General features: G+C 57.3%; 27 protein-coding genes and 1 pseudogene. 9 read left to right on the forward strand and 19 right to left on the reverse strand.

The genetic code is table 11. The annotated features are described in order from the left end of the window. Nucleotides 1-350: 350 nt before the first annotated feature. The 10 genes and pseudogenes from RZ517_RS11275 to RZ517_RS11320 form a co-directional block, all read right to left on the reverse strand. Entirely contained in the window at nt 351-1,130 is a 780-nt protein-coding gene (locus RZ517_RS11275; protein WP_338548333.1) for an enoyl-CoA hydratase-related protein, read from the reverse strand. Between the two features lie 85 nt (nt 1,131-1,215). Continuing rightward, nucleotides 1,216-1,671, reverse strand: coding sequence for a cytochrome c-type biogenesis protein (locus RZ517_RS11280; protein WP_338548334.1), 456 nt, complete (start codon nt 1,669-1,671; stop codon nt 1,216-1,218). After that, nucleotides 1,668-3,641: a heme lyase CcmF/NrfE family subunit gene (locus tag RZ517_RS11285; protein WP_338548335.1), complete on the reverse strand. Its 1,974-nt coding sequence runs from the start codon at nt 3,639-3,641 to the stop codon at nt 1,668-1,670. Before RZ517_RS11285 ends, RZ517_RS11280 begins: the two co-directional genes overlap by 4 nt. 58 nt (nt 3,642-3,699) lie before the next feature. After that, nucleotides 3,700-4,290: a holin family protein gene (locus tag RZ517_RS11290; RefSeq protein WP_338548336.1), complete on the reverse strand. Its 591-nt coding sequence runs from the start codon at nt 4,288-4,290 to the stop codon at nt 3,700-3,702. Next, nucleotides 4,281-4,890, reverse strand: a pseudogene (locus RZ517_RS11295) (holin-associated N-acetylmuramidase). Before RZ517_RS11295 ends, RZ517_RS11290 begins: the two are co-directional and overlap by 10 nt. Before the next feature lie 60 nt (nt 4,891-4,950). Then, the gene (ccmE, locus tag RZ517_RS11300) at nt 4,951-5,397 is read right to left on the reverse strand and encodes a cytochrome c maturation protein CcmE (protein WP_317054898.1); all 447 of its coding nucleotides are present in this window, start codon (nt 5,395-5,397) and stop codon (nt 4,951-4,953) included. An 18-nt stretch (nt 5,398-5,415) separates the two neighbouring features. Then, nucleotides 5,416-6,444 carry an N-acetyl-gamma-glutamyl-phosphate reductase gene (gene argC, locus RZ517_RS11305; protein WP_338548338.1) on the reverse strand — a complete coding sequence of 343 codons (1,029 nt, stop codon included), beginning with the start codon at nt 6,442-6,444 and terminating at the stop codon, nt 5,416-5,418. 82 nt (nt 6,445-6,526) lie between these two features. Beyond that, the gene (locus RZ517_RS11310) at nt 6,527-7,339 is read right to left on the reverse strand and encodes a glutamate racemase (RefSeq protein ID WP_338548339.1); all 813 of its coding nucleotides are present in this window, start codon (nt 7,337-7,339) and stop codon (nt 6,527-6,529) included. Nucleotides 7,340-7,363: 24 nt separating this feature from the next. Beyond that, nucleotides 7,364-8,227: a lysophospholipid acyltransferase family protein gene (locus tag RZ517_RS11315; RefSeq protein WP_338548340.1), complete on the reverse strand. Its 864-nt coding sequence runs from the start codon at nt 8,225-8,227 to the stop codon at nt 7,364-7,366. 78 nt (nt 8,228-8,305) lie between these two features. Next, nucleotides 8,306-11,725 carry an indolepyruvate ferredoxin oxidoreductase family protein gene (locus RZ517_RS11320; protein WP_338548341.1) on the reverse strand — a complete coding sequence of 1,140 codons (3,420 nt, stop codon included), beginning with the start codon at nt 11,723-11,725 and terminating at the stop codon, nt 8,306-8,308. Nucleotides 11,726-11,893: 168 nt separating this feature from the next. Between RZ517_RS11320 and RZ517_RS11325 the strand changes: the two genes are divergently transcribed. After that, nucleotides 11,894-12,805 carry a LysR family transcriptional regulator gene (locus tag RZ517_RS11325; protein ID WP_338548342.1) on the forward strand — a complete coding sequence of 304 codons (912 nt, stop codon included), beginning with the start codon at nt 11,894-11,896 and terminating at the stop codon, nt 12,803-12,805. Nucleotides 12,806-13,016: 211 nt separating this feature from the next. Further along, on the forward strand, nt 13,017-13,472 hold the full coding sequence (locus RZ517_RS11330) for a GNAT family N-acetyltransferase (protein WP_338548343.1): 456 nt from the start codon (nt 13,017-13,019) through the stop codon (nt 13,470-13,472). Here the strand turns inward: RZ517_RS11330 and RZ517_RS11335 are convergent. Together RZ517_RS11335 and RZ517_RS11340 are read right to left on the reverse strand one after the other, a co-directional pair. Then, nucleotides 13,465-14,535 (reverse strand): M24 family metallopeptidase, encoded by a 1,071-nt coding sequence (locus RZ517_RS11335; RefSeq protein ID WP_338551140.1) that lies wholly within the window; start codon nt 14,533-14,535, stop codon nt 13,465-13,467. The two genes, RZ517_RS11330 and RZ517_RS11335, sit on opposite strands and share 8 nt — an antisense overlap. 53 nt (nt 14,536-14,588) lie before the next feature. After that, entirely contained in the window at nt 14,589-15,617 is a 1,029-nt protein-coding gene (locus RZ517_RS11340; RefSeq protein ID WP_338548344.1) for a pyridoxal-phosphate dependent enzyme, read from the reverse strand. Between the two features lie 130 nt (nt 15,618-15,747). Between RZ517_RS11340 and purL the strand changes: the two genes are divergently transcribed. The 7 genes from purL (at nt 15,748) to RZ517_RS11375 (ending at nt 20,624) form a co-directional block, all read left to right on the forward strand. Next, complete coding sequence (gene purL / locus RZ517_RS11345; RefSeq protein WP_338548345.1) at nt 15,748-17,913, forward strand: phosphoribosylformylglycinamidine synthase subunit PurL; 2,166 nt, start codon at nt 15,748-15,750, stop codon at nt 17,911-17,913. An 88-nt stretch (nt 17,914-18,001) separates the two neighbouring features. Beyond that, entirely contained in the window at nt 18,002-18,574 is a 573-nt protein-coding gene (locus tag RZ517_RS11350) for a type III secretion system chaperone (RefSeq protein WP_338548346.1), read from the forward strand. A gap of 72 nt (nt 18,575-18,646) precedes the next feature. Continuing rightward, entirely contained in the window at nt 18,647-18,889 is a 243-nt protein-coding gene (locus tag RZ517_RS11355; RefSeq protein ID WP_338548348.1) for a BolA family transcriptional regulator, read from the forward strand. Continuing rightward, on the forward strand, nt 18,889-19,119 hold the full coding sequence (locus tag RZ517_RS11360; RefSeq protein ID WP_338548349.1) for a hypothetical protein: 231 nt from the start codon (nt 18,889-18,891) through the stop codon (nt 19,117-19,119). The genes RZ517_RS11355 and RZ517_RS11360 overlap by 1 nt, the downstream gene beginning before the upstream one ends. Before the next feature lie 78 nt (nt 19,120-19,197). Beyond that, the gene (locus RZ517_RS11365; RefSeq protein ID WP_338548350.1) at nt 19,198-19,731 is read left to right on the forward strand and encodes a hypothetical protein; all 534 of its coding nucleotides are present in this window, start codon (nt 19,198-19,200) and stop codon (nt 19,729-19,731) included. After that, nucleotides 19,724-20,086: a Grx4 family monothiol glutaredoxin gene (grxD, locus tag RZ517_RS11370; RefSeq protein WP_338548351.1), complete on the forward strand. Its 363-nt coding sequence runs from the start codon at nt 19,724-19,726 to the stop codon at nt 20,084-20,086. The genes RZ517_RS11365 and grxD overlap by 8 nt, the downstream gene beginning before the upstream one ends. A 34-nt stretch (nt 20,087-20,120) precedes the next feature. Beyond that, nucleotides 20,121-20,624 carry a GNAT family N-acetyltransferase gene (locus tag RZ517_RS11375; protein WP_338548352.1) on the forward strand — a complete coding sequence of 168 codons (504 nt, stop codon included), beginning with the start codon at nt 20,121-20,123 and terminating at the stop codon, nt 20,622-20,624. Here RZ517_RS11375 and glnT read toward each other — a convergent pair. The 7 genes from glnT to ndk form a co-directional block, all read right to left on the reverse strand. Next, nucleotides 20,621-21,955: a type III glutamate--ammonia ligase gene (gene glnT, locus RZ517_RS11380; RefSeq protein ID WP_338548353.1), complete on the reverse strand. Its 1,335-nt coding sequence runs from the start codon at nt 21,953-21,955 to the stop codon at nt 20,621-20,623. The two genes, RZ517_RS11375 and glnT, sit on opposite strands and share 4 nt — an antisense overlap. After that, nucleotides 21,952-22,212 carry a DUF3303 domain-containing protein gene (locus RZ517_RS11385; protein ID WP_338548354.1) on the reverse strand — a complete coding sequence of 87 codons (261 nt, stop codon included), beginning with the start codon at nt 22,210-22,212 and terminating at the stop codon, nt 21,952-21,954. Before RZ517_RS11385 ends, glnT begins: the two co-directional genes overlap by 4 nt. Next, nucleotides 22,212-23,549: an FMN-binding glutamate synthase family protein gene (locus tag RZ517_RS11390; protein ID WP_338548355.1), complete on the reverse strand. Its 1,338-nt coding sequence runs from the start codon at nt 23,547-23,549 to the stop codon at nt 22,212-22,214. The genes RZ517_RS11385 and RZ517_RS11390 overlap by 1 nt, the downstream gene beginning before the upstream one ends. Nucleotides 23,550-23,560: 11 nt before the next feature. Then, nucleotides 23,561-24,238, reverse strand: coding sequence for a GXGXG domain-containing protein (locus RZ517_RS11395; protein ID WP_338548356.1), 678 nt, complete (start codon nt 24,236-24,238; stop codon nt 23,561-23,563). A 1-nt stretch (nt 24,239) separates the two neighbouring features. Further along, nucleotides 24,240-25,133 (reverse strand): class II glutamine amidotransferase, encoded by an 894-nt coding sequence (locus tag RZ517_RS11400; RefSeq protein WP_338548357.1) that lies wholly within the window; start codon nt 25,131-25,133, stop codon nt 24,240-24,242. Between the two features lie 86 nt (nt 25,134-25,219). Beyond that, a complete protein-coding gene (locus RZ517_RS11405) occupies nt 25,220-25,849 on the reverse strand; it encodes a helix-turn-helix domain-containing protein (protein ID WP_338548358.1) in 630 nt (209 codons plus the stop codon). A gap of 412 nt (nt 25,850-26,261) precedes the next feature. Next, nucleotides 26,262-26,684 carry a nucleoside-diphosphate kinase gene (gene ndk / locus RZ517_RS11410; protein WP_338548359.1) on the reverse strand — a complete coding sequence of 141 codons (423 nt, stop codon included), beginning with the start codon at nt 26,682-26,684 and terminating at the stop codon, nt 26,262-26,264. Nucleotides 26,685-26,692 lie beyond the last annotated feature (8 nt).

A 26,692-nucleotide genomic window follows, 5' to 3' on the forward strand; every position in this document is an offset into this window, starting at 1 on the left:
CAGCAGGGGCCGCTGTTTGAGCCGACGTTTCACCGGATTGGACACTCGAGTTGTATCGGCAGGTCTATGCGCAAAAGAACTGAAAAAATTTTTGGATCATGTACAAATTCTAACCAGTTGCATATTGAAGTTGAGCTCAGTCTCGGCAGTTTTCCCGCCAAAGAAGGCGTCTCCGGTGAATGGCTCTATCAATTGCGTATGCGGGTGGCTGCACGAATCTTCTCAAGAGGCGATCGGAGGAGTCACCCCACCCGAGGATGACCGCTCTGTGCTCATCACGCCCATTCGAGCGCGATGCAGCATCGGTAGATTTGGGCTCAAAGCCGACTTTACATAACTCGCGGAAGAACCTACCGCCCCTCATACTCCGCCTTGCGCTTCTCGATAAACGCCAGCACGCCTTCCTGGAAATCGCGACTGTTCCCGCAATCGCCTTGCAACCGCGCTTCAAGATCAAGCTGACCCGAGAGATCATTGTCCCAACTGCCGCGGATGGCCTGTTTGAGGTTGGCGTAGGCAAGCGTTGGCCCCTTGGCCAGATGCGCCGCCCGGTCGCGCCAGCGGTCTTCAAACAGCGCCTCATCAACCGCTTCCCAGATCATGCCCCAATCATCCGCCTGCCGCGCGCTAATGGGTTCGGCGAAAAGAGCTGCCCCCATCGCCTTGGCCGCCCCCATCTGGCGCGGCAGCCAGAAGGTGCCGCCGGCATCGGGAATGAGACCAATCCGCGTGAAAGCTTGCAGGAAATAGGCGTTTTCTGATGCAATCACCACATCCGCCGCCAGCGCCAGATTGGCCCCAGCTCCCGCCGCCGGGCCGTTCACGGCGCTGATCGTGGGCACCGGGCAATTTCCAATGGCGTGCAGCATGGGCACGTATTCGTCGCGCAGCACCCGTTCCAGATCAAGCTCGGACACACGGCCGGTATCTGACAAATCCTGCCCAGAACAAAACGCCTTGCCGTTGCCGGTCATCACCAGCACCCGCGCCTTGCGTCCGGCCACGCGCGCCGCATCTGTGATCTCGGCGCGCATCTGTGCGTTGAGCGCGTTCATCTTGTCTGGCCGGTTGAGCGTCAGCACCGCGATGTCGTCGGTGATGTCGAACGTGATCGTATTGTACTCTTTCAAGGCTCTATCCTCCGACGCGATGCAGCGGGTGCAATTGCGCGACACTCAACCCTTAATCAGGATCAATGGCAACGCCAACGCGCCGTCACTTGTCGAGAATTTGCCGAAGCCGCGCTTCTTCATCTTCGCTGAGCTTAGCCTCTCCAACAGTCTCAGAGGTGGCGCGACGTCGAATATACCCCCAGCCAAGCGCCCCTGCGAGTAAGAGCATGCCGGGCCCTGCCAGCCAGAGCACAAGGTTTGACCCGCTGGTCAGCGGATTGAGCAGAACATATTCGCCGTAACGATCCACGACGAAGTCGACGACCTCTTCATCGCTGTCCCCGGCCACAAGCCGTTCGCGCACCAAGAGCCGCAGGTCACGCGCCAGATCGGCGTGGGATTCATCAATGCTCTCATTGCGGCAGACAAGGCAGCGCAACCCCGCCGAGATGTCCCGCGCCCGCTCTTCAAGCGCCGGATCATCCAGGATTTCATCTGGCTGCACTGCGGCCACAGGTGCCGCCAGAAGGCACAGGATCAGAGCAAGCGCATGTCTCATTCAGCTGGCGTCGCTTGGGGTGTTTCGCGCGTTTTACGCGCGCCAGCCGCTACACGGTAGCGCCTGTCGCTGAGCGACAAGGCACCGCCCAAAGCCATCAGGATCGAGCCACCCCAGATCCAGTTGGCCAGCGGTTTGTAATAGCTGCGCACAGCCCAACCGCCATTCACCTGCGGATCGCCAATCACAACATAAATATCGCGCAAAAACCCGTTGTCGATGGCCGCCTCAGAGGTCGGCATGGCCGCCACCGGATAGATACGTTTTTCCGGCTTGAGCGAGACAATCGTCTGCCCGTTTTGACCAACGTCAATCACGGCTGTTGTGGAGAGGTAATTGGGTCCTTCCACGTCTTTCACATCGGCGAGTGTGATCTCATATCCTGCGAAGTCATAGGTTTCGCCAATCTGAGCGACGCGGATGTCTTCTTTCTCCCAGGCCATCATCGCAGAGACACCTGCAATGGTGATGCCAAAGCCCGCATGCGCCACCGACTTGCCCCAGTCCGCGCGCGGCAAACGGCGCAGGCGGCCAAAGCGATCATCACCCCGGCCTGTGCGGCTCCAGAGATCAACGGCGGCACCGGCAACCAGCCATGCGGCCAAAAAGAGACCCACGGGTCCAAGCGCGCTGCGCTCGGTCTGCATCGCCCAGACCAGCAGGCCAACTGCGACGGCCAGGACAAAAGCGCCCGTCAGCTGTTTGATAGCTCGCGACAGGACACCCCGTTTCCACGGCATCAGCGCCCCAACTGGCAGGATCAGACCCAACAGGATCATGAACGGCGTGAAGGCCATGTTGAAGAACGGCGCACCGACGCTGAGCTTGCGGTCAAAGAAAAGCTCGGACACCAGCGGCCAGATGGTGCCAACGAAGACCACAAAGGTGGCGACACCCAGAAGCACGTTGTTGGCCACGAGGAAAGACTCGCGACTGACCAGTCCAAACACGCCCTTGGCCTGCATCACATGGGCGCGCGCAGCAAAAAGCGTCAGTCCCACCATCATGAAGAAGCCGAGAATGAGCAAAAGGAACAGTCCGCGCTCAGGGTCTGTGGCGAAGGCATGAACAGAGGTCAGAACACCGGATCGCGTGATAAACGCGCCCACCATGGAAAAACCAAAGGCAATGATCGCCAGAAGGATCGTCCAGCTTTTAAGCGACTCGCGCTTTTCCACCACGATGGCGGAATGCAGCAAGGCCGCCGCAATCAGCCATGGCATGAAGCTGGCATTTTCAACCGGATCCCAGAACCAGAATCCGCCCCAGCCGAGCTCATAGTAGGCCCACCAGGAGCCGAGCGCGATGCCGATGGTCAGGAAAATCCAAGCGGCCAATGTGTAGGGGCGCACCCAGCGGCCCCAGGCCGCGTCCACACGACCTTCGATCAAGGCTGCGACCGCAAAGGAAAACGTCATCGAAAGGCCGACATAGCCCAGATACAAAAACGGCGGGTGGAAGGCGAGACCGGGGTCTTGCAGAAGTGGGTTGAGGTCTTGGCCATCAAAAGGCGGCACAGGCAGGCGCAGGAATGGGTTGGACGAGAACAGGATAAATGCAAAAAATGCAACGCCAACAGACGCTTGCACCGCCAAAACCCGAGCTTTTAAGGTCGGTGGCAGATTGCCCCCAAACCAAGACGCAAAGGCCCCGAATAGGGTTACAATCAACACCCAGAGCAGCATCGAGCCCTCGTGGTTGCCCCACACCCCGGTCACTTTGTAGAGCATCGGTTTCAGAGAGTGGCTGTTCTGAGCCACCAACTGCACAGAAAAGTCTGATGTGACAAAGGCATAAGTCAATGCCGCAAATGATAGCGCCGTCAGGCCAAACTGTAGGTTTGCTGCGGGTTCTGCCGTGGCCATCCAGGACGACCAGCGGTTATGCGCGCCCACCAGTGGCACGATCATTTGAAAGATCGCCACACAAAAGGCGAGGATGAGTGCGAAGTGCCCGAGCTCTGTAATCATAAGTTGAATATAAACAGCCGTTCGGGACTGGCCAATGATTTTGGTTAAGCCGACCGGTTCACATTGTCGCGGGGTGCGTTCGCTGACGCAGCCAGTCATCCAGCGCCGGATTGTCCGAGGGCTGCACCGCCGCCAACGTCAAAGTGGCATCTGACTGCGTTTGGGCCACGCCCGGGCTGCGCGCATCCAGCGCGCGCAGGTCTTCCACAGCGGTGATCACTTGTGGCACACGTGCCAGTGTTGCAGCGATAGAACGCTGAAATTCCTGGCCTTTTGCCTGATGGCGCGCGCCAAAGTAAAAGCTGACAATCGCACCCAACAGCCACCAAAGCGGCTCTGGCACAAGGGCAATGCCCTGCATGCGTTCGGCAAACCAGACCGGGTCAACCATCGCACTTAGGAAGAGGCCAAGCGTTCCAAGCGCCATGGCAGGGCGTGGGATGCGGTTCAACCCGTCGATGAAGCGATCATACCAAGACACTTTGACATGAGCGAATTCCGCTGAAAGCTGATCGAGTGCGGCTCCCTGCAGGCTGGCTGCACGCTGGTCCGCCGCCTCTGCATTGACGCGAAAGACCTCGGCGGTTTCAGCAACAACATTGCGGTCACCGCCAAAGAGCACGGAGAAAACTCTGCCTATCAATCCCATGACGCTGTCCTTTCGCGAAATTCTGTGGTGCTCAAGTGATAGCGCTGCGAAATGAATTCTTCGGCGCGCTTGATCCAGCCGCCCTTGTCGCCCGAACGGCTGCGTGCGAATTTGCGGGAGGCGGCGCGCCGGTCGGCCAATCGGAAATAATAGTTCCGCCGTGCAATCCCGTAAGCATCCGCAATATGATCAGGTGCCGCCTTCGCCGCCTTGCGCGCTGCAACAAGTGTTTGCGGCCCGATCATTCCATCGACCGTCACGTCGTGGTTCATATGTCTTAACAGCCGTTGCAGAATTTTAACGGCATTGCCCCCCGCATTGACATACATGTCAAAGACGCTGGCCTGCAGCACATCTGGCAGGTCAGCGATGCGTGGTTTGTGAAAGTAATGACGCAGGAAAATATCCACTGCTTGATCAGGACGCAGGGCGCGCACATCGGCGATGTCCACCTTGTCATCCCCGGTTAGATCAAGTCCGAGACGCCTCAGCGTCCCTATCGTGACCCCGTGTTTTGTCGCCCCGCCTGGATCATCGGGGTCATTGACGAACCCCCTCTCGGGCAACGATCTGTCGGGCAATTTCTTGAACGTTGAGCATCGCGGCATTCCAGTTGTTCTGGTTCCGCAAAAGGCTCAGCTGAAGGGGTTAAGAAAACCTTCAGCTATCGCCCGGCTCTTTGTAGACACCCTGCTCCTTGAGGCTTTCGATCACCTCTTTGGGCATGTATTCCTCATCATGCTTGGCAAGGATCTCCGTCGCCTTGAACACCCCATCCTCATATGTGCCGGTGCCAACCATGCCTTCGTTCTCTGAGAAAAGGTCTGGCAATACGCCCGTATATGTGACCGGGATCACGGCTCCACCATCGGTCACGCTAAAGCTGACAGTTTCGCCTTGCCCGCGCACGATGCTGCCCTCTTCGACCAAACCACCGATGCGAAACACCTCCGTTGGCAAGGGTGGTTCCTCGACGATCTGACTCGGGGATCGGAAAAAGTTTATCCCGTCTTGCAACGCATACCCAATCAGCCCTGTTGACAGCACAAGCGCTACCGTTGCGATGGCGATAATCTGAACGCGGCGTTTTTTCTTGAGCGATTTCATTGGCCTACCACATTGTCTCTACGGGAATACTGGGGCCAGCATGAGCCCCGCCGTTTCATCCTCACCTAACATCAGATTGGCGTTTTGCAAGGCCTGCCCGCTGGACCCTTTGGTCAGGTTATCCAGCGCAGCAACGACAATCGCGCGCCCTTCGATCCGGTCCCGGCTGACGCCGATATGGCAAAAATTGCTGCCGCGGATATGCCGCGTACTTGGGGCCTCGCCCATGGGCAGAACCTCGATGAACGGCTCATCGGCATAGGCGTTTTGCAAGGACGCATAAACCGCATCCGGGTCGCCTTTGACATAGCCCGTGGCCAGAATCCCGCGATTGGCGGGAATGAGATGCGGGGTGAACTGGATTTTCACGTCACGCCCCGCAATGGCGGAAAACTCCTGATCAAACTCCCCCAGATGCCGGTGCGTCCCGCCCAAAGCGTAGGCGTGATACCCCTCTGACAATTCGGCATGCAAAAGGTTTTCCCTTAGACTACGCCCTGCCCCGGATACCCCGCATTTGAGATCCAGAATAATGTCATCCAGATCGATCAGACCATCCGCAATCAGAGGCCGGAGAACATATTGCCCCGTCGCCGCATTGCAGCCCGTGCCCGCCACCAACCGCGCCCTGGCAATGGCCTCACGGTAAAACTCGGTCAGTCCGTACACCGCCTCGCCCTGCATTTCCACGGCGCTATGCGGGTTGCCGTACCACGTCTCATAATCCTCAGGATCGCGCAGCCGGAAATCGGCGCTCAGATCCACAATCTTTAGGTCATGCGGCAAGGCCGAGATCACCTCCTGGCTGGTCTTGTGCGGCAACGCGCAAAAGCACAGATCAACCTTGGTAAAGTCGATATCCTCGATCTTAACCAAATCCGGCAGGTCGAGGTGACGCAGATGTGGAAAGACCTGCGCCATGGATTGCCCGGCCTTGGAATTGGCCCCAAGGGCAACGATGTCCATGTTGGGATGCGTCGCTATAAGCCGGATCAGCTCCGCACCGGTATAGCCCGACGCGCCCAGAATGGCGATTTTGTGGGTCATGGTGACCTCTTTCATATGGTATTTGGCGTTTAGGAAAATTCTTGTAGTCCGGCAAGGGACCGCGATGTCACAGGGCTTGGCCTCAGGCAGCCTCAAACGCGATGCGTCGTCGTAAAAACAGAGTGGCTCGGTCTGAAACCGTCTTGGGATCACCTGTGGTCAAAAACCGCGTACCACTCCCCTCACCGACCATATCAGGCCGCCGGTCCAGATAGTCGCTGAGGCTGTCGGCGACCAGTTTCGGTTGCGAAAAAACCGCGACGTCCGGACCAAGCGCATCCTGAAACACATGCTCCATCAACGGGTAATGCGTACAGCCCAGCACGGCAGCTTGCGGGTCGGGCATTTTGCGTTTGAGCGCATCAACATGGCTGCGCACCAATGCCTCGGCCAAGATCATATCGCCCTCTTCGATGGCATCCACCACCCCGCCACAGGCCTGCGCCTCGACATCAACCCCAATGGCGCGAAAAGCCAACTCGCGTTGAAACGCACGGCTGCTGACGGTGGCAGGTGTCGCAAACAGAGCCGCATGCTTTACCGCAACTTCACGCGGTGGGGAATTGTCCCCCCATTGCCGTTCGGTCAGCGCCTCGATCAAGGGCACAAAGACGCCAAGCACGCGCTTACCCTCTGGCACGCCCGCCTCTTGCATCCGCCGCAAAGCCGCCGCTGACGCCGTGTTGCAGGCCAGGATCACAAGGTTGCAGCCCTCATTCCAAAGCCTGCGTACATGTGCATTGGTGAGTTTGAAAATGTCATCCGCGTCCCGCACGCCATAAGGCGTGTGCGCATTGTCCCCAAGATACAGAAGCGGCAGATCCGGCAGCCGTGCCTCGATCGCGTCAAGCACGGTTAACCCACCCAGACCGCTATCAAAAATGCCAACTGCCATCAGATATGTGCGCCGATAGCGCCCTTATTCGAATTCAAACCCAAGCGCGTTGGGATCAACCGCGCCATTGGCAAGCTCATACGTCTTATGGCGCAAAAAGGCCATGAGGGATTTCGCGTCTGTGGCGCGCTCAGCAAGTTCATGTTGCGCAATTGGCTTGCCGATGACCACCTCAACAGGTGTGTCGACCCGTTTGCCAAACTCTTTGATCAACAGCCCCATTCGCAAGGTCGAATGCAGATGGCTGGCCACCTGGAACAATCGGCTGGTATGACCTTCGAAGTAGATAGGCACCACCTTGCCCCCCGATTTCGCAATCATACGAGCAGTAAAACTGCGCCAGCTGGGATCAAGCGGTTGCCCGAAAGGGCGTGCGCCCGTGCTGACGGTACCGCCGGGGAAAATGCCGATGGCACCACCTTGACCCAAATAGTTGAGTGCAGTTTTTCTTGTCTGAAGGTTGAGGGCCACAGCCTCTTTGGTTTCATCAAAACTCACCGGAAGAACCACTCGGTTGAGATCTTCAGCCTTGCGAAACACCGAATTGGCCAGAATGCGAAAGTCTCCCCGCGTCTGGCTCAGGATGTGGCCCATCATCAGGCCATCAAGAATGCCGTAAGGGTGATTAGCGATCAAAATAAGAGGGCCTTCAGCGGGAATGTTGGCAAGGCTCCCGCCTGTGACCTCAAGGCTCAGGCCGTAGCGTTCAACCATCACCTGCCAGAAATCACGGCCTGCCGCGACCTCATGCTCATAACCCTCGGCGCGTTTGATCAGGCGGATGCGTCCCGTCAGGTTCTCCATCGTGCGGATCATCGCCCGACCACCGCGCGTTTGCGCGGAATAGGCGTAGCTGATGTCGCGTGCGATATGGCGATCCTGGCGCATATCCGATCTCTGCTCGATTCCTTTGCCAAGGGTTATGCCGCGTTTTGACGCGTCTCCCTATCAAAACTTTCGTGACACTCACTCTGCAGCTTGTGACAGAGGTGTCCCACCCGATTTGATCAGCGCCAGCAAATCCTCGCGTTGTTTGGCGGCTTTCCTAGCATTGGCCGCCTTCACCGGACCAAATCCGCGGATCTGCAAAGGCAATTCGGCCAATGCGATGATCGCGTCGCGTGTTTGATCGTCCAGTTTGGATAAAGTCTTAGCCATATCTTTTTGATATTGCCGGATCAATTTGCGTTCCATGCGTCGCTCTGAATTGTAGCCAAAGAGATCAAATGGCGTGCCACGCAGGCGCTTCAGCTTGGTCAATAACCGCAAAGGGGTTTCCACCCATGTGCCAAATTCACGCTTCTTGGGGCGCCCGTCAGGCCCCTTGCCACCGAGGACCGGCGGCGCGAGGTGATACGTCATTTTGAAACTGCCGGAAAACTCTTCTTCCGCTTTGTTCCGAGACGACAACAACAACCGCGCGACCTCATATTCATCTTTGTAAGACAAAAGCTTGTGATACCCTTGGGCCACAGCCTCCTTAACCCGAACATCTTCGATCCCGTCCACCAGTTTACGATATCGCTTGGCCAGCCGCGGCCCCTGGTAGGCGGTCAAATGATCAACGCGGAACGCGATTTTTTCCTCCAGGGTTTTCGGTTTTTGCACCAGTTCGGCTGTGTATAGCTTCATTGCATCATCGGGATGCGTGGCCGCCCATCGTCCAATCTCAAAAGCCCGCAGGTTTTGCTCAACCGCAGCACCGTTCAGCTCAATCGCCTCGTCAATCGACGCTTTAGAGAGCGGCACCAACCCCTTTTGCCAGGCCGCGCCAAAGACCAGCATATTGGCATAGATCGCATCCCCCATGCTTGCCCGCGCCAATTCATGCGCATCAAAGAAATGCACGTCTTTTTGCAGTCGCGCCTCAAGCGCGAGCTGCAGGCGATCAGACGGGATAGTAAATTCCGTATCCTGCGTGAAGGCGCCTGTGATGATCTCATGGCTGTTAACCACGGCCCCGGTACGTCCCTGGCGTGTCAGGCCAAGGGTCTTGGCCCCCGCACTGACCACAAGGTCGCCGCCGATGAGCGCATCGCATTCGCCCGTGGCCACACGAATGGCACTGATGTCCTCGGGACTTTCGGCCAGGCGGCAGTGCACATGCACCGCGCCGCCCTTTTGCGCCAGACCAGCCATTTCCATCATACCCGCGCCTTTGCCGTCAATTTGAGCCGCCTGCGCCATCACGGCCCCGATGGTCACAACGCCCGTGCCGCCGACTCCGGTGATCACCACGTTATAAGTTCCCTTGATCTTGGGCAGCGCCGGTGGCGCGATGTACGGCAGTTCAAGATCAACAGCTGCATCTTTGCGGATTTTTGCACCTTCCAGCGTGACGAAAGACGGGCAGAAACCCTTCACACAACTGAAATCCTTGTTGCAGCTGGATTGATCAATCGCTCGTTTGCGGCCCAGTTCGGTACCTTTCGGAACGATCGCAACGCAGTTCGATTGCACCCCGCAATCCCCGCAGCCTTCGCACACATCAGAGTTGATGAAGACCCGCTTGTCTGGATCCGGGAAACTGCCACGCTTGCGGCGACGTCGTTTCTCGGCGGCGCAGGTCTGGATGTAAACAATGGCCGACACGCCCTTGATATTCTGAAATTTTTCCTGAACCTCTGACAGCTCAGAACGTTCATGCCAGCCAATGCCAGACGGGAAGTCGCTTTTGCGTGGCTCCTCCTTGGCATCAAACACCACCGCGACATGCGCCACCCCCATGGCCTGCAATTCCCGAGCAATGCGACCTGGGGACAAGCCACCTTCATTGCCCTGCCCACCTGTCATGGCCACGGCGTCATTGAAAAGAATTTTGTAGGTGATGTTCGTCCCCGCCGCGAGAGCCGCACGAATGGCCTGCACACCGGAATGGTTGTAGGTGCCGTCGCCGAGGTTCTGGAACACATGATCACGCTTGGAAAACGGCGCTTCCCCGACCCAGTTGGCCCCTTCACCGCCCATGTGGGTGAATCCAACGGTGTCACGGTCCATCCATTGCACCATGAAATGACAGCCGATCCCGGCATATGCGCGACTGCCTTCGGGCAGCTTGGTTGAGCTGTTATGCGGACACCCGGCACAGAAATAAGGAAGGCGCGTGGCCATGTCCTTGGCGTTATCAGCTTTCTTTGTTTCTTCAATGGCTTGCAGGCCAACCTTCACGCGATCTGTGCCGCGTCCTTCCTCCACAAGGATACCGCCAATCTTTTCGGCAACCATGACAGGATCAAGCGCCATACGGGTTGGGAAGAGCTCTTCTTCATGCAGACCGCCTGCCCCGCCTTTGTACCATCCGTAAACACGGCGCCCCTGACGGTTGTCAAAAATCGCTTCCTTAATCTGGATTTCGATGAGCTTGCGTTTTTCCTCGACCACGACGATGAGGTCCAGCGTTTCGGCCCACTCATCGAACCCTTTCATATCCATTGGAAAGGTTTGCCCAACCTTATACGTCGTCAGGCCCAGACGCTCTGCCTCATCCGCATCAATGCCCAGTAAATCAAGCGCATGCACAAGATCGAGCCAGTTCTTACCGGCCGCAACAAAGCCGATCTTCGCCCCGGGTTTGCCCATCATGCGCCTGTCGATCTTGTTGGCATGGGAAAACGCCTCGGCGGCAAAGCGTTTGTGGTCAATCATGCGCGCTTCCTGCGCGATCCAATGGTCGGCGAGGCGGATGTTCAATCCACCTTCGGGCATCTCAAACTCGGGCGTGACAAAAGACATCCGGTCGGTGCGCCCGTCCACAACGCTGGTGACTTCGACCGTGTCTTTCATGGTTTTCAGTCCACACCAAACCCCCGCAAAGCGAGACAGCGCAAAGCCGTAAAGTCCAAAGTCGAGGATTTCCTGAACACCTGCGGGCGACAAGACCGGCATATAGGTATCGACCATCGCCCAGTCGGATTGATGACACACGGTCGAGCTTTCTCCGGTGTGATCGTCTCCCATCGCCATAAGGACACCCCCAAGGGGGGACGTTCCAGCCATATTGGCATGACGCATCACATCGCCTGTGCGATCCACACCCGGCCCCTTGCCGTACCAAAGGCCAAAGACGCCGTCATATTTGCCTTCACCGCGCAATTCGGCTTGCTGCGTGCCCCAAAGCGCTGTAGCCGCGAGATCTTCGTTGAGACCCGGCTGGAATGTCACATTGGCCTCTGCCAGGGTTTTTTCGGCGCGAGCCATTTGCATATCGACAGCACCCAGCGGAGAGCCGCGATAACCGGTCACATAGCCAGCTGTGTTGTGACCCGCCGCCTTATCCCGCGCGGCCTGCGTCAGCATCAGCCGCACAAGCGCCTGTGTTCCATTCAGCAAAATGGGTGATTTCTCAAGATTCAGCCGATCATTGAGAGATATCTTCTGATCACTCATCGATGTCCTCCCTGCCAACGTCACATGAGGGCGTTGATAATTCTATAATAGGTCATAAATTGTGACCTACCAAGTAAATTCTCGAAATCGGTAACTCGAGGATAGGAACCGCTTGTCGTTTTCTGCTATTGCGCAGATTAACAAATTTCAGTTTCGAAAGTTGCTCAAATGGATTGGGATAAATTACGGATTTTTCATGCGGTCGCAGATGCCGGAAGCCTCACCCATGCGGGCGATCAGCTTCATCTGTCGCAATCGGCCGTTTCAAGGCAAGTTCGCGCGTTGGAAGAATCACTCAATGTCACGCTGTTTCATCGTCACGCGCGCGGGTTGATCCTGACCGAACAGGGCGAGCTTCTGTTTGACGCCACACGCGCGATGATGAAACGATTGGATGCCGCCACCGCCCGTATTCGCGATAGCGAAGAAGAAGTGTTTGGCGAGCTGCGTGTGACAACCACGATCGGCTTTGGCACGCTTTGGTTGGCTCCGCGCCTGCCGAAACTCTTTGAGAAGTATCCCGATCTGAATATTGACCTCATGCTTGAAGAACGCGTGCTTGACCTGCCCATGCGCGAGGCGGATGTCGCCATTCGGATGAAAGAACCAAGCCAGGCCGATTTGATCCGCAAGCGGCTTATGAGCGTGCATATGTGCCTCTTTGCGACGCCAGAGTACCTGCAAGAAAATGGCACACCCCAGGAGCAACAAGACCTCAGCAATCACCGCATTCTATGCCAGAACCCGCGCTCGGCTCAGGTGGGCGCGGCCGCGACACTCGTGGCAGAGCTCATGACCAATGATGTGACCTCAATGCTGACCGTGAACAACTATTTCGGCGTTCTGCAGGGGGTGTTGCACAATATCGGCATTGGCGTCCTGCCTGACTATCTGAGTCGCGACTTTCCCGATCTGGTACGTGTCTTACCGGACGTGCATTCCGTAGAAGTCCCGGTTTTTCTCGCTTACCCCGAGGAATTGCGGCATTCGCAGCGCATCGCGGCGTTCCGGGATTTTGTTCAAGAAGAGATCGTGATTTATCGAAAAACGATGAAAGCACAATCCCTTACGTCTGCGTAACACCAGTGCGCGCCTGAGGTATGCACGACACACATAACGGGATTGCTGCCTGTGTGACCTGTTTTTTCTTGAAACGTGAAATGGCCCTCTCTACTTCCCAAACATGAAGGCGCGCACTGAGGTGTCGCGCCATCATACCTCCCTGTTGGACTAAGGCCGAGCTTAGCGCTCGGCCCTTTTTTTGGCCCATACCCCGTATAGATGCGGACGTATGACCATCACGCTTAGAAAGCCGTCTTTGGATGAATTGCCCGCCCTTTCGCTACTCTGCCAGCGGTCAAAGGCGCATTGGGGGTATGACGCTGCCTTCATGAAGGCCTGCGAAGCAGAACTGACATTGAGTGACGACACACTCGACAAACCAATCATGCTGGCTGAAACAGGTGATGAAATTGCGGGCGTGGCGCAGCTTGTCTGGGAAGGGTCGGATATGGATCTCGACCGGCTCTATATTGACCCGCCCTTTATCGGCCAAGGTGTTGGGCGCGTCTTGTTTGACTGGTGTGTGACCACCGCGCAAGGCTTGGACGCCGCACGGCTTTTGATCGATGCGGAACCAAATGCCGTTAAGTTCTATGAGAAAATGGGCGCCGTTCAGATTGGGATGCGCCCGTCCGGCTCCATCCCAGGTCGGTTTCTGCCACAGCTGGAGTTTGTGCTTAGATAACGGTCAACTCGCTGCCCGCCAAAGGTGACAACAGCCGGGGTGCACCGGTTGTTATGACGATGTTTTCTTCATGCACCATCATACGCCCCTCCACCGTTTCAATCCCAGGCTCTAACGTAATCACCATTCCTGGCTTGAGCTCGGTTTCATCGGCCTGAATGAGCGAAAGCCCTTCGGTCAGTTGCAGGCCCAAAGCATGTCCCAGCCGTCCGGTAGTCTCCCCTCCGCCAACAATATCGGCCATTGCACGCCACAGATCACTGGCACAGGCGCCGGGACGTGCGGTCTCCAACCCAGCGGCCACGGCCTCCATCAGGCGGCTATGCGCATTTGCGGCCTCTTGTGAGGGCTGGCCCACGGAAAAGTTTCGGTCATAGTCGCAGAAGTACCCGTCCTTCATCGCCCCAGTGTCTAGCATGAGCACATCCCCTGCCTTCAGGGGCGTGTCACTGGCCGGTGAGATCACATCGTCGTATCCGTCTGGCCCGGCGCCGCCCGAAAGATACGGCACCCAGTCCGCGCCTTCTTCGAGCAAAAGACGTTGGAAGTTACGAAATACCGTAGAGAGGGGAACGCCTTCGCCCGCGATCTCACCCATACGTGCAAAGGCACGACCAGCCACCGAACAAATGGTTTCGATCTTGGCAATCTCGGCCTCGGATTTCACCGCACGTGCGTTTGCGAGTATGCCGTGGTCTGGACCGAACGACATCTGCGTCTGTGCCTTCAGCGCCTCAAAATCCGCCAAGGGCATACGCAGATGCGTTTCCAAATGCGACGGGATGCCGACCGGCCCACCAACCTCTTTCAGCGCCTGCGCTAATAGGCTCACCCCATCATCCCCCGGCACAGGCGCAGGCCAGGTGCGAATATCCTCGATCCACCCCCGCCCCATAAGCGCCGCCCCGATGGATGGGATGACGGCAACGGGTTTGCCCCTGGCCGGGACCACCAGATACCAAGGCCGCGTCGGGCTTTGCCAGAACCGGGTCAAAAAGCCGGTGAGGTACAGGATGTCATGTTCTGTCGTCAAAAGTAGCGCGCCAAGCTCATGTTGCGCCATGCCTGCCTGGATAACCTTGAGCCGCGCGGCGTATTCGGCGTCAGGAAAAAGGCTCACTGCGCCATCTCGCTGAGAATACACAGGCTAACGGCGTCCTCGGGCAGGTCCATCAAACGCAAAGCGGCAACGCCTGCACCGCCGGATTCTGTTGTCGCCAGACTTTGGCTTGCCAGTTCAGGTAAAACATCCGCAGCTTCAGCCTCTGTGACTGTGACAAACGCATCGGCATCGCGGGACAGACCTTTCAGTGCGATCAAAGATGCTTCCTTGCAGTCCAGCCGCCCCATGGACGACACGCCACCCTCAGCCGTGACGAAATGCCCGGCCTCGATCGCGGCCTGAAGTGCGGGGGCCTCTGATGGCTCCACCACTAGTATCTGAGGTGCATCGCCCCAAGCCTTGCGGAAAAAAGCTGCACAGGCCCCAGCCAAGCCACCGACGCCGGCTTGCAAAAAGATATGGGTGGGCACCACTGGCATCTGGCGCGTGGCCTCGGCAGCCATGGCCAAGTAACCTTCCATTAACCTGTGCGGGCGCATCACATAGCCCGGCCAGGACGTATCAGACAAAAGAATCCAATCGTTGTCTTCGGCAGCTTTCATAGCAGCCTCGACGCTAGTCTCATATTCGGCCCCTTCCCGCACCACACGCGCACCTTTGTCACGCAGACGATTCGCAAAGCTTTCTGGCACCGTATCGGCAAGATAGATCACCGCATCCGCCCCAAATATGCGGGCGCCCGCGGCCACGGACATCCCGTGGTTGCCTGCGCTCGCGGTCACATATGTTCGTCCGGTCAGTGCCGAGCTGAGATCCTCGACCTCTGTCTCTACGGCCTCACACGCAATCACATAAGCCGCCCCAAGCGCCTTGAAGCTGCCAAGCCCCATGCGTGCGCGCTCGTCCTTGATCCAAACTGCGCCCGGTAATCCGCTGGCCTTGACCAACGGCGTTTCACCTGCCGACGGGCATTGTTGCAATAGCATCTCCACGGCGTCGGCGTCCGTGCTTGGCATCGGAATTTCGTTCAGGATGTCATCTGGCAAGGCTTTACCCCGCCACGGGTTCTGGATGATCTTCATATGCCCTCTCTTTCAGCGCACTGGACTGCATTTGTCCCATTCGGTCAACCTTGTTCCACAAGCCTCTTTCCCCTTTTCGATGGATGGCCTAAAGAGGCGCCAACAGGCCACTCTCGGGGGATAATGTCTGATGCAGGAACCGGCGATCACTCAGGAATTGATCGAAGCGCATGGGCTGAAGCCTGATGAGTATGACCGTATTCTCGACATCATGGGCCGCACGCCCACATTTACTGAACTTGGCATTTTCTCCGCAATGTGGAACGAGCATTGCTCTTATAAGTCCTCCAAGAAATGGCTGCGCACCCTGCCCACCGAAGGGCCACAGGTGATTTGCGGTCCCGGCGAAAATGCCGGTGTGATTGATATTGGTGACGGGCAAGCTGTGATCTTCAAAATGGAGAGCCACAACCACCCGTCTTACATTGAGCCTTATCAAGGCGCGGCCACCGGTGTGGGCGGTATTCTACGTGACGTCTTCACCATGGGCGCGCGGCCCATCGCCTCGATGAACTCGCTTTCCTTTGGTGAGCCTGCACATCCCAAGACACGCCAGCTTGTGCACGGTGTGGTCGAAGGCATTGGCGGCTACGGCAACTGTTTTGGCGTACCTTGTGCAGGCGGTGAGGTCCGATTTGATCCGGCTTATAACGGTAATTGCCTGGTGAATGCGTTTGCGGCGGGCCTCGCGGATGCGGACAAGATTTTCTATTCCGCCGCCTCGGGCGTGGGTATGCCCGTGGTCTATCTGGGGGCCAAAACTGGCCGCGATGGCGTCGGTGGGGCCACAATGGCCTCGGCCGAGTTTGACGAGAGCATCGAAGAAAAACGCCCAACCGTACAGGTGGGCGATCCTTTCACCGAGAAACGCTTGATGGAAGCCACGCTGGAGCTGATGGCCACGGGCGCTGTCATTTCCATTCAGGACATGGGCGCTGCAGGCCTGACCTGTTCAGCGGTCGAGATGGGCGACAAGGGCGGGCTTGGCGTCAAGCTCAACCTCGATGATGTGCCACAACGCGAAGAGAACATGACCGCTTATGAGATGATGCTTTCGGAAAGCCAGGAACGGATGCTCATGGTGCTCAAGCCCGAACTTGAGGCCGAGGCCCGCGCGGTGTTCGATAAATGGGACCTCGATTTTGCCATCGTGGGAGAGACGATTGCCGAAGACCGCTTTGTCATCATGCACAAGGGTGAGGTCAAAGCCGATCTGCCTCTTGCCACACTGTCAGGCAGCGCGCCGGAATATGACCGGCCTTGGGTCGAACCCGAGGCCGCCGCACCGCTGGACATGGCCAGTTTACCGGAGATTGACCCCATCGATGGCCTAAAAGCGCTCATCTCTGCGCCAAACTACTGTTCGCGCCATTGGGTCTATGAGCAATACGACACCATGGTCATGGCCGACAGCGCGCGCCTCCCCGGACAAGGTGCCGGACTGATCCGTGTGCATGGCACCGACAAGCTTTTGGCCTTCACCTCGGACGTGACCCCGCGTTATGTCAAGGCCAATCCCAAGGAAGGCGGAAAACAGGCGGTGGCCGAGGCCTATCGCAACCTCACTGCCGTGGGCGCGGTACCACTTGCCACAACCGACAACCTCAATTTCGGCAATCCCGAAAAGCCCGAGATCATGGGGCAGTTCGTAATGGCCATCAAAGGCATTGGCGAGGCCGTGGGCGCGCTCGACATGCCCATCGTGTCGGGCAACGTGTCGCTTTATAATGAAACCGACGGCTCTGCGATCCTGCCGACCCCAACGATTGGCGCGGTGGGTCTGATCAAATCGCCTCAAGACGCAATCACAGGACAGGCTCAAGAAGGGCATGTCGCCGTCGTGATCGGGGAAACCTCCGGTCATCTGGGCCAATCTGCGCTTCTGGCCGAACTTCTGGGCCGGGTTGAGGGTGACGCCCCCGCGGTGGATTTGGCCGCCGAAAAACGCCATGGCGATTTTATTCGCACGCATCGTGACAAGATCGTGGCTTGCACAGACCTCGGAGATGGCGGATTGGCTTTGGCCGCATTTGAATTGGCCGAAAGCGCGGGCGTCGGCGTTGAGATTGACACAGGTGACGCAGGCGCGCTCTTTGGCGAGGATCAGGCGAGATATCTTCTGGCCACGACACGTGAACATGCCGAAACCCTTGTCGCAGTGGGAGCAGACGCAGGCGTGCCTGTTTCAGTTGTCGGCCGGTTCACCGGCAACTCGGTCAGCTTCGGTGGTGCATCTGCGCCATTGGATGACCTCAGCACCACATTCCGCGAGGCATTTGCCAACACCTTCGCCTGATCGCGAACTCTCACGATTGCATGAGTGGCGTTGGCGCAGCGCGTTCGGCATGCCATCGTCGGGGGACGCAACATGAAAGGTGCCCCGCATGCTCCGTTTTCTGTTTTCTCTGGCTGTCATAGCCTTTCCGCTTGCCCTAACGGCACAAGAGGCTGAGCCAGAAATTACTCCAGAGAAGACCACACCGGAGATTCAATCAGAATTAGAAGCACCGATGACACTGGAGCGGCTGGATGAAATTGTGCGCGTGCTCGACCCTGAGGCTGTTTCAGACGGAAGACGTTGGCGGCTGACAATAGCCGACACGCCGGTGTTGATCATCACGGACCCCAACAACGATCGGATGCGTGCATTGACCCCGGTGAAAAAAGTTGAAGAGCTTGAGGACGGCGCGTTCAAACGCATGATGCAGGCCAATTTCGACAGCGCATTGGACGGGCGCTACGCCATTGCCAACGATATGGTCTGGGCAACCTATATCCATCCTCTTGCGGCATTGGAGAAAGATCAGTTGATCTCAGGCCTAGGGCAAATCATCAACCTCTCAAAAAGCTATGGAACCCTTTATTCCGGCGGTGCCATGCAGTTTGGCGGCGGAGACAGCGGCGCTTTGCAGCGTGAGCTGATTGATGAGCTTTTGAAAAAAGGCGAAGAGATTTAAGGCGGCTACCATGACTTGCCATCGGACACCCGGCTCTCTACATCTTGGACAAAGACCCAAGGAGTGCTCCGCATGCCGATGCAAGCGCAGGAAATCGAAGACCTGATCCGCGAAACCTTTCCTGAGGCCAAGATTACCATCACCGATCTTGCCGGTGACGGGAACCACTATGCCGCCGAGGTAATCGACGAGAGCTTTCGTGGCAAAAACCGTGTGCAACAGCAACGCGCCGTCTATACCGCACTCAAAGGCAAAATGGACGGACCATCCGGCGATCTGCACGCCCTGGCGCTGACAACGAAGGCGCCTGATTGATGGAAGTCCTGATCATCATCGCGTTGATTGTCGTGGCGGTGGGGGCGCTTGCCATCATGGGACAGCGCAAAGACCCCGGTGCGCGCGGCAGTGAGCCCGGGCATGGTGATCATATTCTTGAATCAGACTACCAGTCGGGGGTCGGCGGGGGCAACGTCACTCGCTGGACAGTGCCGAAAGATCCCCAGGCCTATGCAAAACGCTTTGTTCCCAAAGGCAAAGCAAAATGACCATGATCCGGATGGCCCGGCCGCAAATCGGGTGGCCCATCGCGATCCAAGCTGCTGTCGTGAGCAAAGGCTGACCTGTTGTCACCGATGTTCAAAGCCGCTTTGATCGGGGCCATTGGGTTTACCATTCTACTTGTTTTCGCCGTCCGGGGTATCAACCGGCGCAACGCAGAATTCCAAAAACAGCTCGATGCCCCCAAGGGTCATGTTTCGCCAGCATTTCTGGAAACAGCCCTTCTTCAGGCGGAAACGCATCTTCACCATGCACGTGCGGGCAGCAATGTGCGGTTCGAGATGCCCGGAACGGGCGTTCTGACACTCGTTCGGAAACGTGACCGCAACTTCATCGCAGGATACATCCTTCGGTGGGAAGACCGACGCGCTGAGACCGCTTTACTCAAGACCTTGCACACACGCGCGAATGAACAGGGTTTGCCATCCGAAACGCTCTCACACAACAAGCTGGAAATTACTTTCCCGGATGACTACTTGCGTCTTGAGACATTTATCGAAGACACATGTGGTGCGCTTGACCATGACGATATGCACGCAATACTAACTTGGGTCTGCAAGGGCCTTCGAACACAAAAGGACACACCGCGATATGACTGACGCGAAAACCCAAATTGAAGAAACCAACAGGGACAATGATGTGGTGCTCTACATGAAAGGCACCAAGGATATGCCGCAATGCGGGTTTTCATCCCGTGTGGCAGGCGTTCTGAATTACATGGGCGTCGATTACATGGACGTGAATGTTCTGGCCGATGACGCCATCCGTCAGGGCGTGAAGGATTATGCCGACTGGCCCACAGTGCCCCAGCTTTATGTCAAAGGCGAATTTGTCGGCGGCTGTGACATCATCACCGAGATGACGCTCTCTGGCGAACTGGACACGCTCTTTGAAGAGAACGGCGTCAACTATGACAAGGATGCGGCGGATAAAATCCGCGAGGCCAACGCCTGATACACGACCCTGCCGACCGTAGAGCCTGCTCGACGTGACCCGCATCCATCTCTCTCAGATCGAAACGCCTGACCAGATCAACGCTGCGCGCGATCTGGTCAGGGAGTTCTTTGATTTTGCCCTGACGCAGGACCCGGATGCCGGAAAGGCGCATGCGTTCGATGGCTTGGAAGATCAACTCGCTGCCCTTCCGGGAATGTTTGCGCCGCCCTCCGGAGGTTTTCTTTTGGCCACTGTCGGCGAAGCCCCGGCAGGATGCGTTGCGTTCTTTGGTCATGACGCACAGATATGCGAGGTCAAACGCATGTATGTGCGCCCCGAATTTCACGGATTGCACCTTGGGGAGGCTTTGATTTCAAACCTGATCTCAATGGCGCGCGCACAAGGCTATCAGAAGATCATTCTTGATACGTTTCATACACTCAAGGCGGCGCAGCACCTCTATGAGAAAGCCGGGTTCACTTTCGTGCCGCCGCGCATCCCCTTGCCCCCGGAACATGAGGGCAAGGTTGTGTTTATGGAGATGACGCTGACCTAAATATCCAGCGTATTGTCCTTTTCCCACTGGCTGAAATGCGCGGTAAAGGAATTCCATTCCTGCGTTTTCATCTTGATATACGCCGCCGAGAATTCGTCGCCTAGCATGGACTTGAGTTCCTTGTCCTTGTCATAGGTGCGGATCGCATCAAGCATGTTGAGCGGCAGTTTGGGCGCGCCGCGCACTTTGTGACCTTCGGCATACATGTCGATATCGTGGCGTTTGCCCGGGTCCGCCTTGGAACGCACACCGCTCAGCCCTGCGGCGATAATCACCGCTTGCAAGAGGTACGGGTTTACCGCCCCATCCGGCAGACGCAGCTCAAAGCGGCCCGGTCCGGGCACGCGCACCATATGCGTGCGGTTGTTGCCGGTCCATGTCACCGTATTGGGAGCCCAAGTGGCCCCTGACATGGTGCGCGGGGCATTGATCCGCTTGTAGCTGTTGACCGTTGGATTGGTGATCGCAGCCAGCGCACTGGCGTGTTTCATGATCCCGCCCAGGAAATGCGCGCCTTTTTCGGAGAGGCCCAGTTCAGCGGTCTGGCTCCCGCTGGTCGAGTCGGTGGCAAAGACATTGGTCTTGGCCTTATCGCCCGGCGCGTCCCAAACAGAGATATGCGCGTGACAGCCATTGCCTGTCAGCCCCTCAACCGGCTTCGGCATAAAGGTCGCGCGGAAGCCATGCTTTTCGGCCACTGATTTGGTCATGAATTTAAAGAAGGAATGCTTGTCTGCAGTCCGCAGCGCATCGTCAAATTCCCAATTCATTTCGAACTGGCCATTGGCATCTTCATGATCGTTCTGATAAGGCCCCCAGCCCAGATCGAGCATGTAGTCGCAAATCTCGCGCACCACGTCATAGCGGCGCATAACCGCCTGCTGATCATAGCAGGGCTTTTCGGCGGTATCGAACTCATCGCTCAATGCCGATCCATCGGGGGTCAGCAGGAAATACTCCGCCTCAATGCCGGTTTTGACATGCATCCCCTCGCCTGCCGCTTCGTCAATCAGACGCCGCAGCACGTTGCGCGGGGCTTGGGCCACGTCCTCATCTTCCATGACCGGGTTGGCCGCCACCCAGGCAACCTCGGGCTTCCAGGGCAGCTGGATCACAGAGCTTGGGTCCGGCACCGCCAGCATGTCGGGATGCGCCGGGGTCATATCGAGCCAGGTGGCAAACCCGGCAAAGCCTGCTCCTTCCTCCTGCATATCCGCAATCGCCTGCGCCGGAACCAGCTTGGCCCGCTGTCCACCGAAAAGATCGGTGAAGGAAATCATGAAATACTTCACACCGCGTTCAGCGGCAAAGGCGGCCAAATCTGTTGTCATGTCTGTCTCCCCGTTGGTTTTTCTTTGAGTTCTATAATGTCGAAATTCACCAGATCGTCCCAATTCGCGATCCAGCTGTCAAAGGTTTCAGGCGCGTCTGTTTCCATCAGTTGATAACAGACGTCATCATCTGCGCTGAGCCAGCTGTCGATGTAGTGCAAGCCCTCGGGCAGCATGCGCCCCTTTTCATGGTATCGCGTGTAAACCGGGCCGGACTGACCGTCCCGAAACCGCTCGATGACCATGTAGCGCGGCATCACATTCCGCCCTGCCCTGGAATCCAGGTTGTACCAGCAAGGGGGACCTTGGCCATCGCTGCGGCCTCAACGGTCAAAGCCTGCAAATCTTCCGGCTCAAGGTTGTTGACGTGGTTCTTCCCACAGGCCCGCGCGAGCGTCTGCGCCTCCAGCGTCATAACTTTGAGGTAGTTGTTGAGCCTGCGTCCGGCCTCGACTGGATCAAGCCGCTTGGCCAGTTCGGGATCCTGTGTGGAAATCCCCGCAGGGTCCTTGCCCTCGTGCCAGTCGTCATAGGCCCCGGCGGTGCTGCCAAGCGCTTGGTATTCGTCCTCCCATTTGGGATCATTGTCGCCAATCGCCACCATGGCCGCCGTGCCGATGCTCACCGCATCCGCGCCGAGCGCCAAGGCTTTGGCCACATCCGCGCCCGAGCGGATGCCGCCCGAGACAATGAGCTGTACCTCGCGGTGCATGTTCAGTTCCTGCAACGCCGCGACCGCCTCTCGGATACAGGCCAGCGTGGGAATGCCGACATGTTCAATGAACACATCCTGCGTCGCCGCTGTGCCGCCCTGCATGCCATCAATCACAACCACATCCGCCCCGGCTTTTACGGCCAGTGTGGTGTCAAAGAAGGGTCGTGCCGCACCAACCTTCACATAGATGGGCTTTTCCCAGCCTGTGATTTCGCGCAGCTCCAGAATTTTGATCTCAAGGTCATCTGGCCCCGTCCAATCGGGATGACGACAGGCCGAACGCTGATCAATGCCTTTGGGCAATGTACGCATTTCGGCGACGCGGTCGGAAATCTTTTGGCCCAGAAGCATCCCGCCACCGCCGGGCTTCGCGCCCTGTCCGACCACCACCTCAATGGCGTCGGCCTTTCGCAGATCAACGGGGTTCATGCCGTACCGACTGGGCAGGTATTGATAGACCAGCCGCTCGGATTGCCCGCGCTCTTCGGGGGTCATGCCACCATCCCCGGTGGTGGTCGACGTGCCCGCCATGGTCGCGCCCCGGCCTAAAGCTTCCTTCGCCTGCGCGCTGAGAGCGCCAAAACTCATCCCCGCAATGGTGATCGGGATCTTCAGCTCAATCGGCTTTTTGGCAAATCGCGTGCCCAGGGTCACAGACGTCTCACATTTCTCACGATATCCCTCAAGAGGATAGCGCGACATCGACGCCCCCAGAAACACCAGATCATCGAAATGCGGCACCTTGCGTTTCGCACCGCCACCGCGGATGTCATAAATGCCCGTCGCCGCCGCGCGGCGGATTTCTGCATTCACTTCGGGTGTGAAGGTGTTGGAATAACGCGGTAAAGTTTGCGGTGCGGTCTTGTCGTCCTTGGCCATGATCGCTCTCCTCAATACGCGTTGTCGATGTTGAAATTATAGAGCTGCCGGGCAGACCCGTAGCGTTTGAAGTCGTTCGGGTCCGCATCAATCTCAGCCGCAGCCAGCAATTCAGTCAGTTTGGCGATATGCTCAGTCCGCATCTCTTTCTCAACGCAATCCGCGCCAAGCGATTTGACTGCCCCGCGCACGAATAGCTTTGCTTCATAAATGGAATCGCCCAAAGCGTCGCCAGCATCGCCGCACACCACCATATGCCCCGCCTGCGCCATGAAGGCCGACATGTGGCCGACATTGCCGCCCACGACAATGTCGATGCCCTTCATCGAAATACCGCAACGGGACGATGCATTGCCCTTGATCACCAAAAGCCCGCCATGCCCGGTCGCTCCGGCATATTGACTGGCATCGCCTTCGACCACGACCTTACCACTCATCATGTTCTCAGCAGCACCAGGTCCGACATTGCCTTTCACATGCACTGTCGCCTGTTGGTTCATGCCTGCACAGTAGTACCCGGTCGAGCCGTTCACGGTAACTTCGATGGGAGCATCAAGCCCAACGGCAATCGCATGGCTGCCGCGCGGGTTGACCACGCTCCAGGCTGTTTCATTAGTGTTTTGTGCCTGCGCCTGCAATTTTTCATTCAGCGCGCGCAGGCCGTTGGCTTCGAGATCAAATGTCTGCATGTCAGTGTGTCCAGAAATAAACGGTGGCAGGCTCAGGTTCCCAAACCTTGGCATCTTCAATACCAGGCAGGTTCACCAAAGCGCGGTATTCACTGCCGAAGGCCACATATTGATCGGTTTCGGCCATGACTGCCGGCTTGCAGGCGATGGGATCGCGAACCACTCCGAACCCGTCCTTGGTCCCAACCACAAAAGTGTAGAACCCGTCGAGATCGTCGATCCCGGCCTCAAGCGCCTCACCAAGGGTTGCACCCTCTTGCATCTTCCACGTCAGATAGGCAGCCGCCACTTCGGTGTCGTTTTTCGTCTCTACGGTCACGCCTTCGCGTGCCAGTTTACGACGCAGCGAATTGTGGTTGCTGAGCGACCCGTTATGGACAAGGCATTGGTCCGCCCCCGTGGAAAATGGATGAGCCCCAAGGGTCGTCACCGCACTTTCCGTCGCCATACGCGTGTGGCCAATGCCGTGGCTTCCGGTGAGTTGAGGAATATCAAATCGCTTGGCGACCTCCCCGGGAAGACCAACTTCTTTATAAATCTCAATGACTTCTCCGGCGCTCATCACTCGCGCATCCGGGCGCAAGGATTTGACCGTCGCGCGCACTTGCGCCAACTTGTCTTCAGGCAGATCGAGAACCGCATGGGTGTCAATCACCCGAAGCTTGACCGCGACCCCACACTCATCCTCAATCTCACCAGCAAGACCGTTGAAAACATCTGGATCCACTGCTTGTAGCGTCACCTTGGCGCGCCCTTCGTGGTCTTCACCATAAACTGCGATACCGGCACTGTCCGGCCCGCGATCCGACATGGTGATCAGCATATCGGTCAACATCGTGCCGAGCTTTGGCTCCAGCGCTTTGTCCTTGAGAAACAGTCCAACGATTCCGCACATGGCAGCCTCCACAACCCATTTCGACAGAGGCTAATCCGAGCAAACGGAATTTTCAATAGGAGAATTTTATTTTCCTGAAAGGAATACTATCCATTCCCCTGCGGATACGAAATCACCGACAGGTAGCGCGCAGGAAGCTGGATCAGTTCTTCTGGTCCATGTGGCGCATCCGCGTCGAAAAATAAGCTGTCTCCGGGTTTCAAGTGAAAGGTCTCGTCACCGTGCCGATAAAGCACCTCCCCCTCAAGCATATAGAGCAATTCGATACCCTCATGTTGAAAGGTGGGAAACACGTCTGATTCCTCGTTGAGCGAAATCAGGTATGGCTCAACCACAACACCGCTGTTGTTACCACCAATGTGCCCCAAAAGATTGTACTGATGACCCGCACGCGTGCCCTCTCGCTCGATCTCAAGCGCTTCACCCGCTTTCACATGCACCGCTTCGCGGCTTTCCTCGAACCGGCGGAAGAAAGCGGTGATCGGAACACTCAGCGCTGCTGATAAAACTTGAAGCGTGGTCAGAGACGACGATGTCACCCCGTTTTCAATCTTCGACAGCATGCCCACCGAAAGCCCAGTCGCCTTGGCAAGGTCGGCCACTGTCATGTTCCGCCCTTTACGAAACTCGCGGACAGCACGACCGATGGCTGTTTCAAGGTGCTTTTCCTTGGCTTCCCGCAGCTTGTGCGGATCTTGTTTCAACGAAGACGCCATGTGTATGTGCCCTTAAGACTATGTTCATTCTCAGCGCCGTCCCATTTGGGAATGCGCAACTGCCCGAACCGCCAATCTATAGCTTTTTAACAACACTTTCCATGGACTGCGCGTCGATGCCCCAATTTAGCCACAATTCGCGCAGAGCCTCGCCATGCGGGGCGTTAAGACCCCGGTGTATTGTATGCCGGCGGTAGTGTCGGTGACAGAAAGTGCAGGCAAATGGCAATTTCAGCTTCAACCCCATCCCAGGGCTCATCCACGTCCAGTTCAGCGTCTAAACCCGCCCCCGCGACTCCGCCCAAAGTGATCTCGCGACAGGTTTTCAACGATTTTGCCTCTCTCTGAGAGACAATAAAAAACGGCGCAACCCGCAAAGGCCACGCCGTTTTGGACATGCAACTCTTCGGGCTTAGCCGACGAGCTCTAGCCCCGAGAAAAAGTACGCGATCTCAACGGCTGCGGTTTCTGGTGCATCAGAGCCGTGCACCGAGTTCTCACCGACGCTTTCTGCAAACTCGGCACGCACGGTGCCAGGTGCAGCATCGGCAGGGTTCGTGGCACCCATGACTTCGCGGTTCTTGGCAATCGCGCTTTCGCCTTGCAGCACCTGCACCACAACTGGCTCAGAGGCCATGAACTCGCACAGCTCATCGTAAAACGGGCGTTCGGCGTGCACGGCGTAGAACACACCGGCTTGCGCCTTGGTCAGATGAATGCGTTTTTGCGCTACGATCCGTAGACCTGCGTCTTCGAACTTGGCGTTGATCTTGCCGGTCAGGTTGCGTTTGGTGGCATCGGGTTTGATGATGCTGAGCGTACGTTCGACAGCCATGAGAGCCT

It is taken from the genome of Roseovarius sp. S88 (assembly GCF_037023735.1).
Taxonomy (GTDB): Bacteria; Pseudomonadota; Alphaproteobacteria; order Rhodobacterales; family Rhodobacteraceae; genus Roseovarius; species Roseovarius phycicola.